The organism is Streptomyces sp. NPDC054961 (genome assembly GCF_053609145.1).
Genome location: NZ_JBSGWY010000026.1, coordinates 13939 through 28505 on the forward strand (window position 1 = coordinate 13939; position 14567 = coordinate 28505).

Consider the following 14567-nt stretch of genomic DNA (forward strand, 5'->3'; position numbering starts at 1 on the left):
CAGTCAATCAGCGTCTGTTTTCGGTCATCCATTTCATCGCATGATCGACTGCGTCCGGAAGGGAGAAGAGCATGGCCGACGCTCCTGAGACCCTTCCCCGGTGTACCCGGTCTTCCGGGAACGACCTGCCGATCTCGGCGAAATCGCTGTCATCCAGCGCAATGTCCTCGTACGCGGTCCACCCTTCCCCCTGGGGATCTCCGGGCTGCCCCCCCGGAACCCCCTGTTGGTTCACCTTCACCACACACTCGTACATGCGCAAGAGGGGCTTCGGAATTCGATACTCCGCGAGGTGGAAAGCGGTGCAGACGGAAAATCCCACATTGATCATGAGTACCTTCCACCTCTCCCCGCACATCTTTCCCAACGGTGATCGTTCGCCCAGATGGCTGGTCAGAGGGTGCCCCGAGCACAGTTCCCGCGCCCCTTGGCCGACCGCGGCGAAGGAGGTCTGGGGATGCTCGCTGCGCGCGGCGCCCGGGGCCGTGCGGACGGCCTCGGCGAGGGCGCCCATGCCCTGGCTCGGGGTGAGTTCCGGGTCGAAGGCGGGCATCCGCGCGCGGAAGGCGCGCACCTCCTCCTCCCGCAGGCCCGCGATCCGCGCCAGGTGGGCACTGGAGGTCTTGGAGTTCTCCGGGGTGAAGGCCGGGACCACCAGGGTGCCGCGCGGGCCGAGGACGCCGACGAGGGCGTCCCGCAGCGCCTCGGCGCGCATGCCGGTGCCGCCGAGGGAGGCGTGCGCCATGACGCGCATGCCGGGGCGGACGCCGAGCCGGCGGAGGTCGTCGGCGACGCCGGTCGCGGCACCGGTCGCGGCGCCGTGGCCGGGCCGGGCGACGGATCCGTGGCCGGGACCCGAGGCGGCACCGGCCGGCCGGCCGTCGGCGGCCGGCGGGATCACGCGTCGACCGCCTTCAGTTCCCAGCGCAGCTGTTCCACGAGGAGCTTGCCGGTGCTCGTCAGCTCGGCCGCCTCCGACAGCCGGTCCAGGGCCCGGTGGATCAGGTCCACCCCGCCCGGCTCGGCGATGGCCGCGGCCCGCAGGTAGGCCTCCACGGCCACCCGCTCGTGCACGTCGGCCAGCAGCCGGGACACCGGCACCGGCCGTTCCCGCCACGGCGAGGGGTGCTGCCACTCCCCGTCCAGGGCGTACAGGTCGGCCACCTCGGTCAGCGCCTGCAGCCGGCCCCGCCGCTGCCCGGTCAGCAGCGCGAGCGCGGTCTCGCGCACCCCCGCCGCGTACGGCACCCCGAGCGCGCCCGGCCCGTGCCGCCCGGCCTCGCCCCAGCCGCCGGCCCGCGGACCGCCCGCGAGCGGGGTCAGGGTGGTCATCCCGGTGGCCGCCGCCCGCGCGAACTCCGGTACGGTCGCGCCCAGCTGCGCCCAGGCTCCGTCCAGGCGCGCGCGCCACTCGCCGGCCTCCCCGGAGCCCAGGCGCAGCCGGGGCGGACGGGCGAAGCAGTTGCGGTGGGGGTCCAGGTCCTCCAGGGCCACCGGGGCCGCGTCCGGTCCGGGCGACCAGGTCCGTACGGGCTGCCAGCGCGCGTCGCCCGCGGCGGGCCCGAAACGGTGCTCGGGGCGGCCCTCCTCGCGCACCGCGTACCCCTCGTCGGTGACGTGCAGGGCGGCCCGCCCGTCGGTGCCGGGCTCGCCCAGGCGCAGCAGCCCGAGCGTCGGCAGGTAGACCTCGCCGTCCCGGTAGGCGACGTCCGCGGGCAGGTCGAGCCCGCCGCGCAGGACGGCGGCGGCGGCCAGCGCGGTCAGCCTGCGGGCCGCCTCCGGGCCGTCGCCGCGGCCCTCGCGCTCGGCTTCGATCGCGGCCATGACCCAGGTCCGGGTGTACGGGTGGGCCAGTACGGCGTCCAGCGCGTCCGCGCCCGCGTCCCCGGCCCGCTCCACGGCCCCGAGTACCTCCCAGGCCCGCGCCCAGTCGGAATCACCCGTCCGGCCGTCGTTCAGGAGGGCGAGCAGGTCCCGGGTGAGCTGTTCCTGGGAACCGGCGAGCCGGACCGGGTCGGACAGTTCGGGCGCGCTCGCGCGGGCGCCCGTACGGCCCTCGACGCCGTCGACGAGCTCGCGCAGGTCGGTGCAGTACACGGAGGGGTTGTCGAAGTCCCCGGCGTCGGCCCCGGCGGCCGGGTCGGCCTTGTAGCGGTGCGTGTAGAGCCCGCCCCCGCACGACCGTACGACGGGGCACCGCCGGCACGTACCGCTGACGCCGGACAGGCCCAGCTGCCGGGCGCGGACCCCGGGATGGGCCGCCACCTGGTCCAGCGCGTGGTCGAAGACGTTGAACCCGGTGGCCGCGGCGCCGTCGAAGGCGCTCTTGAGGGAGTCCACCTGCTCGAGGCTCCCGTCGGTCTCGACCACGACCAGGTCGGTGGGCGCGAGGCCGAGGGACTCGGTGAGGCTGGGGCCGCCGTTCAGGGTGGAGAACAGCGAGTCGAAGATCCGCACGGGGACCGGGCGATCGCGGCGCTCCCAGTGGTCGAAGACCTGGAGCAGCCAGCGCGCGTAGGAGTCGGGGGCGCCGTCGGGCCGGACCGGGGGCGTCTGCCAGGTGGCGTGGGGGAGGAGGAAGTCCACGCGCGGCGGCGCGAGTTCGACGAGGGCGTCGAGCACGGCGACGGGGTCGTTGGCCACGTCCACGGTGCAGAGCAGGCCCTGGTAGAGGTGGCGGTACGGCTCGCTGCGCAGGAGGTCCACGGCGGCCAGGACCAGGGGATGGCTGGTGCGCCCGTCGGCGAAGCGGCGGTGGCGGTCATTCGCCGCGCGGTCTCCGTCGAGGGAGACGCTGACCTTGAGCCCGTATTCCGCGAAGAGGTCGAGATAGCGGGTGCTGAGCTGTAGGCCGTTGGTGTGCATGCGCAGGTCGAGGGCGGCGATTCCGTCGAGGGCGCGGGTGAATTCTTCGCAGACCAGCCTGAGTCGGCTGGTCCCCGCCAGGAGCGGTTCCCCTCCATGCAGGATCACTGTGACGGAGGGAAGTGCGTGTGCCTTTGCGTGTTCGGCGAGCCGCGACGCGGTCTGGGAAATGACCTCGGGGGAGATCACTTTCGGCCGGGCTCGCCAGCTCTGATCTGCATGTTCGTAGACGTAGCAGTGATCACAAGCAAGATCGCATCTGCTGTGAACTTTCAGGACGATCTCGCGGAAAGCGATCAGGCCGGTCATTCCACCAGTCTAGAGCGCTTACTTCCGTATCAGAGCGCGGAGTTGAAGATCGGCGCCTGAACCTGCCGGCCGGATTCCGTCGGCAGGACGCGGCCCAGGGTCGCGGCCGCGCGCGTACCGCGCACATCGATCCGGTCGAGCGGGACGCGAGAGGACTTGACGGTGCTGGTCGGGGGGGTTGCGGAGGTGTTCATGACGCCGTCCTCGGGGAGGTCGTGGAAAGGGGAAGGGTTGACATCGGCGAGAAGCCAGTGTCTGGCGCGGACTTTACCTCCCCACGTCTCGATCGTCGCGCTAAACGTCCTACAGGACGCCTATAACGTGACCTCCTGACCGCCCAGATGTGACGAACGGTCAAGCGCCCGTGGAAAAAATGACCGAATCTCGAGGGTTCCTGTATTCGGCCGTTTGCCTGACGGCAAGATCCTTTTCCCTTTCCGCCCCCTTCCGGTGCCCTCCTCCGAGGCTTCCTAGGCCGGCTGCTGCTCGTTGACAGGTGGCGCCGGCAGCTCTCTGAGCAGCCATGTCAGTACGTCGGGCAGGGCGTGCAGCGACGCGAAGTGGGCCGCGGCCGGGACGATGGTGGTGGTGGCCCCGGGGATGCGGCGGCCCAGCCAGCGGGAGTGCCCCACCGGCGAGAACACGTCGAGTTCCCCGTGCCAGATCAGCACCGGGCAGCGGATGTCGGCGGGGTCGAAGCCCCACGGGTTGCTGAAGGCGATGGCGTCGTCGATCCACCCGTAGGCGGAGGTGCGGACCCCCTCGCGGTAGTTGCGCAGCAGCATGGCCCGAAGGCCCGCGTCCGCGACGATCATGCGGTCGCTGTCGGTGAGCTCGCGGCGCAGTTCGTCCAGGAGCCGGCCGGGGTCCTCGGCGATGCCGGCGGCGCGCGGGATCAGCCGGGCGGCGAGTTCCTCGGGGTCCCGGCCGGCCGTGGAGTGCTCCCGGACGTTGGACGGGGACATGCCCTCGAACCAGTCGAGGTTCTCCGCGTCCCGGGGGGCCAGGGAGACCAGGGCCGCCGTCCGGGTGACCCGGTCGGGCAGGAGGGCGGCGCAGGCCAGGGCGCCGGGGGCGCCGCCGGAGCGGCCGGCCACCGCGAAGGTGTCCAGTCCGAGGCGATCGGCGATGGCGGCCACTTCCTGGGCCACGTCGGCGACCGTGCGGCCCGGGTGGCGGTCGGAGCCGCCGTAGCCGGGCCTGTCGTAGGCGATGATCTGCATCCGGCGCTGGTAGAGGATCATGCCCCGGGGCGCGGGGCCCAGCCGGCTTCCGGGGGTCCCGTGGAGCAGGAAAACGGGTTTGCCGTCCGGGTCGCCCCAGCGCTCCACCATCAGATTCCGTCCGTCCGCGACGCGCACCTGACTGCGCACGCGCTCCCTCCCTCACGGTCGACGCGACTCGTCACAGGGATTGTGCTCGCTGGGGGAGGAGTGCGGTAGGGCGCACTTCGTTCGAAATTCTTGTGAATGTTTTCACAAGTGCGCGGGGGTCTTAGGTCCCGAGCCGTTCGTGCAGGTCAGGCGCATAGGGGAGGGGGCGCGAACGGGATGTGAAGGGCCCTTCGTCCCACCGGTAAAGGGCCTTTTCGGCGCCGCGGCTTCCGCTTTTGGGTGTCGAATTGAGTCGTCAGGAAAGCGGTTCGGGTCGCGTCGAAATGAAGGAGTTCCGCCATGCAGGCCGATGAGACGGTGGACGGACTGGTCCGGGGAGCGCTCACGGCGCTCGACCGGTTCGCGTCGTTCCCCCAGGAGCAGGTCGACCACATCGTCAAGAAGGCCTCGCTGGCCGCGCTGAGCCGGCACGGGGAGCTCGCGCGGCTCGCCGTGGAGGAGACCGGCCGCGGCCTGTTCGAGGACAAGGCCGTCAAGAACCTCTTCGCCTGCGAGCACGTGGTGAACTCGATGCGCGGGCTGAAGACCGCCGGCGTCATCCGCCGCGACGAGCTGAACGGCATCACGGAGATCGCCGAACCGGTCGGCGTCGTCTGCGCGATGACTCCGGTCACCAACCCGACCTCCACCACGATCTTCAAGGCGCTGATCGCGCTGAAGACCCGCAACCCGATCATCTTCGCCTTTCACCCGTCCGCGCAGAACTGCTCGGCCGAGGCCGCCCGCACCGTCCGCGACGCCGCCGTCGCCGCCGGGGCGCCCGCCGACTGCGTCCAGTGGATCGCCGCCCCCTCCATGGAGGCCACCGGCGCCCTCATGAACCACCCGGGCGTCTCCACCATCCTGGCGACCGGCGGGAACGCCATGGTCAAGGCCGCCTACTCGTGCGGCAAGCCGGCCCTCGGCGTCGGCGCGGGCAATGTCCCCGCCTACGTCCACAAGAGCGCCAGGCTCGGCCGCGCGATCCACGACATCGTGCTCTCCAAGGCCTTCGACCACGGCATGGTCTGCGCCTCCGAACAGGCCGTCATCCTCGATGCCGAGATCTACGAGCAGGGCCTCGCGGAGTTCGAACGGCTCGGCGCCCACGTGGTCTCCGCCTCCGAGAAGACCAAGCTGGAGCAGTTCGTCTTCGGCACCACCGCCTACGCGGCCGACGCCTGCGGCGCCCGGCTGAACCCGGCGGTCGTCGGCAAGTCCCCTCAGTGGATCGCCGAGCAGGCCGGCTTCACCGTCCCGGCCGAGACCTCGGTCCTCCTCGCGGAGTGCGGCGAGGTCGGCGAGAACGAGCCGCTGACCCGCGAGAAGCTCTCCCCGGTACTGGCCGTGCTGAAGGCCTCCGACACCGGGCACGGCCTCGAACTGGCCGCCGCGATGGTGGAGTTCCACGGCCTGGGGCACAGCGCCGCCATCCACGCCGAGGACGAGGAACTGATCGAGGAGTTCGGCAGGAAGGTCAAGGCGATCCGTGTCATCGCCAACGCGCCCTCCACCTTCGGCGGCATCGGCGACGTCTACAACGCCTTCCTCCCCTCGCTCACCCTCGGCTGCGGTTCGTACGGACACAACGCGGTGTCGGACAACGTCACCGCCGTCAACTTGATCAACGTCAAGCGGATCGGACGGCGCAACACCAACATGCAGTGGTTCAAGGTCCCGCCGAAGATCTACTTCGAGCGCAACTCCCTCCGCTACCTCGGTGAGATGGAGGGCATCAGCCGGGTCTCGATCGTCACCGACAAGACGATGGTCGCCATCGGCTTCGTGCAGAGGGTCGTGGACATCCTCCAGGCCCGCGAGGGCGCCGTGGCCCTTCAGGTCATCGACACCGTCGAGCCCAACCCGGAGCTCGCCACCGTCCAGGCCGGCGCCGCGATGATGCGCGACTTCCAGCCCGACACGATCATCGGCCTCGGTGGCGGCTCGCCGATGGACGCCGCGAAGATCATGTGGCTGATGTACGAGCGCCCGGAGGTGGAGTTCGGGGACACCAAGGAGAAGTTCTTCGACGTCCGCAAGCGCGCCTACACCTTCCCCTCGCTCGGCGAGAAGGCCAGGATGGTCGCCGTCCCGACCACCTCCGGCACCGGCTCCGAGGTCACCCCGTTCGCCGTCATCTCCGACCCGGCCGCGGCCCGGAAGTACCCGCTCGCCGACTACGCGCTGACCCCGGACGTGGCCATCGTCGACCCGGTGCTGCCGATGGGCCTGCCGCCCGAGGTGACCGCCGACTCCGGCTTCGACGCCCTGACGCACGCCACCGAGGCCTACGTCTCCGCCTACGCGAACGACTACACCGACGGTCTGTGCCTCCAGGCCGTCAAGCTCATCTTCGAGAACCTGCAGCGCTGCGTGGTCGACGGCCCGAACGACCCCGAGGCCCGCGAGAAGATGCACAACGCCTCCACGGTGGCGGGCATGGCCTTCGCCAACGCCTTCCTGGGCATGGTCCACGCCATGGCGCACACCCTGGGCAACACCTTCCACATCGCCCACGGCCGCACCAACGCGCTGCTCCTGCCCCACGTGATCCGCCACAACGGCACGGTCACCCACAAGGCCACCCCGTGGCCGAAGGCCGAGGTGTACCGGGCGCCGGAGCGCTTCCAGGAGATCGCGAAGATGCTGGGGCTGCCGGCCGCCACGGCGGCCGAGGGCGTCGAGTCCTACGCCAGGGCCGTCGAGGACCTGCGCGCCCGGTGCGGGATCACCGCTTCCTTCGCCGAGGAGGGCGTGGACGAGCGGGCCTTCATCGAGGCCCTGCCGGTCCAGGCCATGAACGCCTACGCCGACCAGTGCGCGCCGGCCAACCCGCGGATGCCGATGATCGACGACCTGAAGCGGCTCATGCTGCAGGCCTACTACGGCAACGCCGAGGGCGCACCGGCCGGGAAGACCGCCGCCGGGAAGGCCGCCGCCGGGAAGGCCGCCGCCGGGAAGGCCGCCGTCGGGAAGGAGTAGCGCTTCCTCCGCACGGGGGTGGCCGCGGTCGGCAGTTCGAGCGTTGACCCTCCCCGGCCAGGTGGTTCCTGGCACCATCGGGGGGATTCGAACAAGGGGGGGTTCCATGCGTTTCGGCGTCCGCTTACTCACCGTCGCCACCGCCACCGTCGCCACCGGAGTGCTGCTCGTCGGCTGCAGCTCGACCCCGGCCGATGAGTTGAAGGACTGGTGGTCCTCGGGGGGCGACGACAGGATCAAGGCGCTTTCCGACAGCTCGAGCCACGTGAACACGGCGAGCATGCAAGTGATGGACGACAAGCGCACCGCCTGTCAGGAGCTGCTGACGGCGGTGGCCAAGGCGAAGAAGTCCGGCGCTCCTCCGAGCGAGAAGGCCAAGGACTTCTGGGCGGAAGCCCTGACCGACTTCGAGCACGGGGGCAACGCGTGTGTCACCGGGGTCGACAAGAAGGACGAGCCCCAGACCAACGAGGGCATCCGCGAGGTGCAGAGGGCCATCGGCCTCCTGGCCTCCGCCGTGTCCCTGATCCGGAGCGACATGGGGGTCAAGTGATCGGGTGATCCGGCAGGATCACCCGAACCCCGGGGGCGCCCGGCCGGGAGCCCCCGGGGCGGCCTCCGCGTGTGGCCTACGTGTGCGGGATCAGCAGGGCCGCCGCCGCGCGGGCACGCTCCAGGGACGTGGTCCGGGCGGCGTCGCGCTGGCCCAGCACCACGCGGGTGCTCAGCCCGTCGAGCAGGGCGAGCAGCTCCGAGGCGCGGGCGTGGACGTCCAGGCCGGCGTCGAAGCGTCCCTGGTCCACGCCCTTGGCGAGCAGCGCCTCCAGGTCGTCCTGCCAGCCGTCGTCGATCTCCTGCTGCGCGGTGCGCAACGCCTCGTTCGACGCGGTACGGGCCCACAGCTCGATCCAGAGCGTCCAGCGCGGGTCCCGGGGGCCGCGCGGCAGGTACAGCTCCAGGAAGAGGGCGAGCTTGCGGTGGGCGGTGACCCGCCGGTTCAGCAACTCGGCTCGTTCGACGGCCAGTTGCTGCTCGCTCCAGCGCAGCGCCGCCAGCAGTAGCCGGTCCTTGCTGCCGAAGTAGTAGAGGATGTGGCCGCCGCTCGTGCCGAGCCGTTCGGCGAGCGCGGACATGGTGAGCGTGGCCAGCCCGCCCTCGGCGATCGCCGCCATGGCCTCTTCCAGCATCCGCTCCTGGGCGATCTGCCCGTCGCGCCGCCGTGCCGCTCCCGCCACGCCTGCCGCCTTCCCGGTCCCTCGTGCTCCCGACCTTATCCCGGCCGGGGTCTTGACGGGCTCCGGGTCGGCAGCGCATCTTGAATGCCATTCAAGAACTTAGAACGGCGTTCAAGGTCGCTCACGGTTCGCCGGCTCGAAGGTCAGGGGCAGACGCATGACACAGCAGGAGACGACGGCCGACGTCGACGAGGTCTTCAGAGTCGAGACCCACGGGATCGACCCGATCCCCGACGCCGAGCGCCACGGCGATGCCAAGGACCTGTTCTGGCTCTGGTTCGGCTCCAACCTCACCTTCACCTACGTGATCAACGGCGCCCTCGCCGTCGCCTTCGGCCTCTCCTTCTGGCAGGCCACCGCCGTGGTCGTGATCAGCGGGCTCTCCTTCTTCGCGGTCAGCGCCGCCGGGCTGAGCGGCATCCGCACCGGCACCGCCACCCTGGTCATCTCACGGGCCGCCTTCGGCGTCCGGGGCAACTGGCCGGCCGGGGTCCTGAACTGGGTGGTGAGCATCGGCTACACCATCGTCAACACCGTGGTCGGCACCCTGGCGCTGGAGGTGTTCTTCGCGGAAGTGGGCCTGGGCGAGGGCACCGCCATCCGAGCCCTCGCGCTCGGCGTCACCCTCGCGCTCACCTTCGCCGTCGCCATGTGGGGTCACGCCACGGTGCAGTTCGCCGAGCGCTGGATGGCCTACGTGCTCGCCGTCGGCTTCGGGGCCCTGCTGGTCTTCGTCCTGCCGGGCGCCGAGACCACCGCCGCGGCCGACGCCGCGGCCCCCGGCCTGTCCGGGTGGAGCCTGGCCTTCGTGGTGATGCTCGCGGGACCGTTCTCGTACCTGCCGATGCCCGCCGACTACACCCGCTACCTGCCCCGCGCCACCTCCCTGAAGTCGATCACGTGGATGGGCGCGCTGGGCGGGTTCGTCTCCTCCGTCGCCCTCGGCGTCGCGGGCGTCGCCGCCGCCACCCAGACCGACATGACCGACGCCGTGGCCGGGGCCGAGAGCCTGCTGCCGGGCTGGTTCCAGCCGCTGTTCCTGGCCCTCGTCCTGGGCGGCTGCGTCACCAACTCGATCATCACGCTCTACTCCTCCAGCCTGAACCTCCAGGTCCTCGGCATCCCGTGGAGCCGGTCCCGGGCCATCGTGATCAGCGCCGCCGTGACCGCCGCCGGATCGCTCGCCGCGCTCTTCCTGACCGACTTCACCACCTCGCTGCTCTCCTTCCTCTCCCTGCTGATCATCGTGTTCGCCCCCTGGGGCGGGGTCTTCCTCACCGACATGCTGATGCGCCGCTGCCGCTACGACTCCGACGCGCTGCACGCCGGGAGCGAGGGCGCCTACTGGTACCGCTCCGGCTACCACCCGGCCGGGATGACCGCCCTGCTCGCCGGCATCGCCTTCGCCGCCCTGACCTGCGACTCCGAGCTGTGGACCGGCCCGCTCGTGGCCCCGCTCGGCGGCGCCGACCTCACCCTGCTCGGCTCGGTCGTCGCCGGGCTCACGTACGCGGCGCTCGCCCGGCGGCTGCCCGCGTACGCCCCGGCCGCCTGAGGCCTTCCCGTACGGCCCTTCCCCGCCCCCTCTGCACAGGAGCACCACCCCATGTCACACCCCACCCCCGCCGACCTGCTGCTCACCGGAGCCCGCATCCACACCGTGGATCCCCGCCTGCCCGAGGCCGAGGCCCTCGCGGTGCTCGACGGGAAGATCGTCTGGGTCGGCCCGGACGCGGAGGCCGAAGCCTGGGCGGGCCCCCGCACCGAGCGCGTCGAGGCGGGCGGGCGGCTGGTGCTGCCCGGCTTCATCGACGCCCACAACCACGTCCGGCTCGGCTCGGACGGCGCGTGCGTACAGCTCGCCGGGGCGCGGACGCTGGACGCCGTCCTCGGGCGGATAAGCGCCTGGCGGGAGGCGAACCCGGACGCCGAGTGGATCGAGGCCGAGGCCTTCGACTACTCCGCCATCCCCGGCGGGCGCATGCCCACCGCCGCCGACCTGGACCCGGTCACCGGGGACGTCCCGGCGATCGTGCTCTCCTACGACGTGCACACGGCCTGGCTGAACACGGCCGCGATGCACCGCCTCGGGGTCGCGAAGGACCGTACCGACCTGCCCTTCGGCACGGCGGCCGTGGATCCGCTGACCGGAGCGCCCACCGGATTCGTCAAGGACTTCGCCATCAAGGGCCTCTCCCGCGACGGCCACCGCGCCCTGCGCGACCTGGGCGTGCCGTGGGCCTCGCCGGACCGCCAGTACGGCCGCCTCGCCAAGAGCCTCGACGACGCGATCGGCTTCGGCATCACCACGGTCGTGGAACCCCAGAACTCCCTGGACGACCTGGCGCTGTACGAGCGGGCCCGCGCCGAGGGGCGGCTGCGCTCGCGGATCGTGGCCGCCCTGTTCCACCCGCGCGGCACCACCGACGAGGACCTCGGCCTCTTCGCGGAGGCGGCCCGCAGGTACACCGGGGACCGGCTGCGGGTCGGCCCGCTCAAGCTGTACATCGACGACGTGGTGGAACCGCGCACGGCCGCGCTGCTGGAGCCCTACACCGGCTGCGGCTCGCACCGGGGCGAGACCTTCTACCCGGCGGAGGAGTTCGCGGAGCTCCTCGCCCGCCTGGACGCGCGCGGCTTCCAGTGCTTCGTCCACGCCACCGGCGACCGGGGCATCCGCACGGTCCTCGACGCCGTCGCGCACGCGCGGGCGGTGAACGGCCCGCGCGACGCCCGCCACCAGGTGGTGCACGTGGAATGCCTGGATCCCGAGGACGTGCCGCGCTTCGAGGAGCTCGGCGTGGTCGCCTGCATGCAGCCCAGGCACTGCGCGCCGGAGATCGCCGGTCCGGGCCAGGACTGGGCGCGCAACGTGGGGGAGGAGCGCTGGCACAAGGCGTGGCCGATGCGCAGCCTCTCCGAGGCCGGGGCGGTCCTGGCGTTCTCCAGTGACTGGAACGTCGCCGAGATGGACCCGATGATCGGCATCTACACGGCGCTGACCCGGCGCCCGCTGGGCGGCGGCGACCCGTGGCAGCCCGAGGAGACGGTCGACGCGGCGACGGCGGTGTACGGCTACACGATGGGCTCGGCGTACGCCAACTTCCTGGACGAGGAACGGGGTTCCCTGACCGTGGGCAAGGCCGCGGACTTCGTGGTCCTGTCCCGGGACATCCTGAAGGTGGCCCCGGAACTCATCCCGGGCACGGTCGCCGAAACCGTGGTGGTGGCGGGCGAGGTGGTCCACCGGGCCGGCTGAACCGGCCCCGGCGCCATCGGGGCGGGCGGGCGGGCGGGCGCGGGGCGCGCAGGGCCGCCGTCCACGGGGCCGTCCGGCCCGCGGTCCACGGGGTTGGCCGGGCCGCCGTCCACGGCGGGCCCGAGCCGTCCGGTCACGTCTGCGGGTGCTCCTCGGGGGCCGGGAACCCTCCCGTCCTGCGGCGGTCGCGCGGGACGGGACGGTTCACGGGCCGGTCGCCGGCGCCGTCGAGCCGGAGGGGCCCGGGTCCCCGGGGCCGTCGGGGAGCCCGCTGCCCACGGCCGCCCCGGTCCGGTCCTGGTGGAACACCGCGCAGGCCACGGTGACGGCCGAGCCGAGCACCGCCCAGCCGCTCAGCACCAGCAACGGCCCGGTGAGGTCGTTGCCCTTGAAGTAGGCGATCGAGCGCGCGGCGTACGTACCCGCGCCCGGTGGCAGCCACGGGCCGATGGCCTTCCAGAACGGCGGCAGCAGCGGATACGGATAGGCGCCTCCCGCGCTCGGGTTGCCGAGGACCACCACCAGCAGGATCGCCAGGCCGATGCCGACCACGCCCGCGAGACCCTGGAAGGCCAGCGTGATCGCGCCGACCGCGAAGACCACGAGCGTGCCCAGCCCCCACAGGCCCAGGATGCTGCCGGGCAGCGCGCCCAGGACGGGACCGGCGATGACGGTGCCCAGCAGCCCCGCCACGATCGCGTACACGAGCAGCGCGCCGAGCCGGATGACGGCCCGGTGCATGTTCGCGGGCCGGGCGCCGGCGCTGATCGCGAGGATCGCGGCGCACAGGTAGCCGCCCACGCACCAGCCGACGACCACGTAGAAGGAGCTCAGTGCACGCCCGTCGCCGGCCGCCGACGGGACCACGTCGACGATCCGGACGGTGCGGCCCTGGGCCTTCTCGACGACGAGGACGACCTCCGCGACGGCCTGGGACAGGGAGGCCCCGGCGCCGCTCGCGACCAGCAGCTTGTCGGTCGTGCCGGCCGGGTCGATGACCAGCGCGCCGTCCACCTCCCGGTTCATGATCCACTTCATCGCGGCCGCCTCGTCCTGGGCGGCGCGGGCGTCGAGCGGCGTGCCGGGCAGGGTGTCGAGCTGCTGCGCGGACCGCTCGGCGACCTGCGCGACGGGCGCGGCCACGGCGAACGGGATCCCGCTCGGTCTGGGGTGGTGGAAGGCCCCGACGTACGAGGTGATGAAGGCGAGCTGGAGCGCGAGTACGCCCAGGACCAGCAGGGCGGCCCGGGTGGTCACGGCGTCCTTGATCTCCGCGAGGAATCCGCGGGACGGCCCTGTGTCTGCGGGGGTGGGCTGGGTCATGTCTCACACGCTCGGCGCACCCGGGGCCCGGCGCAGCAGGGGTGGGCCGAACGGACGAACGGCGGTTCCTTTTCGAACCGGGCTCATCTTTTTACCGACGCGTAACTTCCCAGACTTGCTACCCGCCCGTAATTTAGCGAATGCAGCCCCCCTTGTGATCCGGATCACGGGATGAACCCCCACGCAATTCCCGCGCCATCCCCTCGTCACTCCCCTTGACCCGCAAGGAGATCACACGATGCTGCCCTGGAGACGCCTGCTCCGCCCGCTGGCCGTCCTCACCCTGACCGCCGCCGCACTCGTCACCCCCACCGGCGCGGCCCAGGCCGCCTCGGCGCCGAGCAGCGGCTGGAACAACTGGTCCTGCAAGCCGTCCGCCGCCCACCCCCGCCCCGTCGTCCTGGTCCACGGGACCTTCGGGAACTCCGTGGACAACTGGCTCGGCTTCGCGCCGTACCTCGTCCACCGGGGCTACTGCGTCTACTCCCTCGACTACGGGCAGCTGCCCGGAGTGCCCCTCTTCAACGGGCTCGGACCCATCGACCAGTCGGCCGGCCAGCTCGCCACCTTCGTGGACAAGGTGCTCGCCTCCACCGGCGCGGCCAAGACGGACATCGTCGGCCACTCCCAGGGCGGCATGATGCCGCGCTACTACCTGAAGTTCCTCGGCGGCGGCGCCAAGGTCAACGCCCTGGTCGGCCTCGCCCCCGACCACCACGGGACCACGCTGAACGGTCTCACCCAGCTCCTCCCGTACTTCCCCGGAGCCGAGGACCTGATCAGCGCCTCCACGCCCGGGCTCGCCGACCAGATCGCCGGATCCGCCTTCCAGAACAAGCTGAACGCGGGCGGGGACACCGTCCCCGGGGTCCACTACACGGTGATCGCCACCCGCTACGACGAGGTGGTCACCCCGTACCGGAGCCAGTTCCTCGACGGTGCGAACGTCCGCAACGTGCTGCTCCAGGACCTGTGCGCGGTGGACCTGTCGGAGCACGTGGCCATCGGTCTCACCGACCGGATCGCCTGGCACGAGGCCGCCAACGCCCTCGATCCGGCGCACGCTGAGCGGACCACCTGCGCGTCGGTCTTCGACTGACGGACAGGCGGCCCGAGGTGGACCGAGGGGGGGGGGGGGGGGGGCGGCGGGGGCCCGCGCCCCCCCCCCGCCGGCGGCCGCGGCGGGGGCCCGGCGGGGGAGCGGGGGGGGGGCGCGCCCAC

The 14567-nt window shown here is 72.0% G+C and carries 11 protein-coding genes; 5 read left to right on the plus strand and 6 right to left on the minus strand.

Annotation, left to right across the window (positions count from 1 at the left end; translation table 11 throughout):
- Positions 1–7 precede the first annotated feature (7 nt).
- The 4 genes from ACWF9Z_RS22675 to ACWF9Z_RS22690 all read right to left on the minus strand — a co-directional run bounded on the left by ACWF9Z_RS22675 (position 8) and on the right by ACWF9Z_RS22690 (position 4508).
- Positions 8–754: an aminoglycoside N(3)-acetyltransferase gene (locus ACWF9Z_RS22675; protein ID WP_453604755.1), complete on the minus strand. Its 747-nt coding sequence runs from the start codon at positions 752–754 to the stop codon at positions 8–10.
- 143 nt (positions 755–897) lie between these two features.
- Positions 898–3174, minus strand: a complete 2277-nt coding sequence (fxsBH, locus tag ACWF9Z_RS22680; protein ID WP_453604631.1) for a radical SAM/SPASM protein FxsBH, inactivated beta-hydroxylase extension form — start codon at positions 3172–3174, stop codon at positions 898–900.
- Positions 3175–3203: 29 nt separating this feature from the next.
- The gene (gene fxsA / locus ACWF9Z_RS22685; protein WP_453604633.1) at positions 3204–3368 is read right to left on the minus strand and encodes an FxSxx-COOH cyclophane-containing RiPP peptide; all 165 of its coding nucleotides are present in this window, start codon (positions 3366–3368) and stop codon (positions 3204–3206) included.
- 276 nt (positions 3369–3644) lie between these two features.
- Complete coding sequence (locus ACWF9Z_RS22690) at positions 3645–4508, minus strand: alpha/beta fold hydrolase (RefSeq protein ID WP_453604757.1); 864 nt, start codon at positions 4506–4508, stop codon at positions 3645–3647.
- A 339-nt stretch (positions 4509–4847) separates the two neighbouring features.
- Between ACWF9Z_RS22690 and adhE the strand changes: the two genes are divergently transcribed.
- The gene (adhE, locus tag ACWF9Z_RS22695; RefSeq protein WP_453604634.1) at positions 4848–7529 is read left to right on the plus strand and encodes a bifunctional acetaldehyde-CoA/alcohol dehydrogenase; all 2682 of its coding nucleotides are present in this window, start codon (positions 4848–4850) and stop codon (positions 7527–7529) included.
- Between the two features lie 106 nt (positions 7530–7635).
- Positions 7636–8082, plus strand: a complete 447-nt coding sequence (locus tag ACWF9Z_RS22700) for a hypothetical protein (RefSeq protein ID WP_453604636.1) — start codon at positions 7636–7638, stop codon at positions 8080–8082.
- A gap of 76 nt (positions 8083–8158) precedes the next feature.
- Here the strand turns inward: ACWF9Z_RS22700 and ACWF9Z_RS22705 are convergent, their stop codons facing one another.
- Entirely contained in the window at positions 8159–8764 is a 606-nt protein-coding gene (locus ACWF9Z_RS22705) for a TetR/AcrR family transcriptional regulator (protein WP_453604637.1), read from the minus strand.
- 157 nt (positions 8765–8921) lie between these two features.
- Here ACWF9Z_RS22705 and ACWF9Z_RS22710 point away from each other — a divergent pair, with 157 nt between their 5' ends.
- The gene (locus ACWF9Z_RS22710; protein WP_453604639.1) at positions 8922–10319 is read left to right on the plus strand and encodes a purine-cytosine permease family protein; all 1398 of its coding nucleotides are present in this window, start codon (positions 8922–8924) and stop codon (positions 10317–10319) included.
- Between the two features lie 51 nt (positions 10320–10370).
- Positions 10371–12023 carry an amidohydrolase gene (locus ACWF9Z_RS22715; RefSeq protein ID WP_453604640.1) on the plus strand — a complete coding sequence of 551 codons (1653 nt, stop codon included), beginning with the start codon at positions 10371–10373 and terminating at the stop codon, positions 12021–12023.
- A 204-nt stretch (positions 12024–12227) separates the two neighbouring features.
- On the opposite strand, the gene ACWF9Z_RS22720 is transcribed toward ACWF9Z_RS22715, so the two are convergent.
- Positions 12228–13346 (minus strand): DUF3533 domain-containing protein, encoded by a 1119-nt coding sequence (locus ACWF9Z_RS22720; protein WP_453604642.1) that lies wholly within the window; start codon positions 13344–13346, stop codon positions 12228–12230.
- Positions 13347–13584: 238 nt separating this feature from the next.
- On the opposite strand from ACWF9Z_RS22720, the gene ACWF9Z_RS22725 reads away from it, so the two are divergent.
- Positions 13585–14445, plus strand: coding sequence for an esterase/lipase family protein (locus ACWF9Z_RS22725; RefSeq protein ID WP_453604644.1), 861 nt, complete (start codon positions 13585–13587; stop codon positions 14443–14445).
- The last annotated feature ends 122 nt before the right edge of the window (positions 14446–14567 follow it).